The 735-nt window shown below is 55.0% G+C and carries 1 protein-coding gene; it reads right to left on the bottom strand.

All coding sequences use genetic code 11. The annotated features are described in order from the left end of the window. A partial coding sequence (locus AC1RMX_RS29675) for an EF-Tu C-terminal domain-related protein (protein ID WP_493073884.1) occupies positions 1-735 on the bottom strand: 735 nt, incomplete at its 5' end.

Raw genomic sequence — 735 nt, 5'->3', positions numbered from 1 at the left:
TTACTCGATGATTTTGGCTACGACGCCAGCGCCGACGGTACGACCGCCTTCACGGATAGCGAAACGCAGACCGTCTTCCATCGCGATGGTTTTGATCAGGGTAACAGTCATCTGAATGTTGTCACCTGGCATTACCATTTCAACGCCTTCTGGCAGCTCGCAGTTACCAGTCACGTCAGTAGTACGGAAGTAGAACTGTGGACGGTAGCCTTTGAAGAACGGAGTGTGACGACCGCCTTCTTCCTTGCTCAGAACGTAAACTTCTGCGGTGAACTTGGTGTGCGGCTTAACCGAACCCGGCTTAACCAGAACCTGACCACGCTCAACGTCGTCACGCTTGGTGCCACGCAGCAGAACGCCGCAGTTCTCGCCAGCACGACCTTCGTCCAGCAGCTTGCGGAACATCTCAACACCGGTGCAGGTGGTGGTGGTGGTGTCACGCAGACCAACGATTTCCAGAGCGTCTTGAACGCGAACGATACCGCGCTCGATACGACCAGTCACAACAGTACCGCGACCCGAGATCGAGAATACGTCTTCGATTGGCATCAGGAATGGCTTGTCGATCATACGAACTGGCTCAGGGATGTAGGTATCCAGAGTTTCAACCAGTTTACGAACGGCAGTGGTGCCCATTTCGTTGTCGTCTTTGCCTTCCAGCGCCATACGAGCCGAACCGATGATGATCGGAGTGTCGTCGCCTGGGAAGTCGTAGGTCGACAGCAGGTCACGAAC

Source organism: Pseudomonas sp. GW822-FHT03F04 (assembly GCF_058801405.1).
Note: the sequence above shows the minus strand (reverse complement) of the source record. Positions and strands in the feature narration are given on the sequence as shown.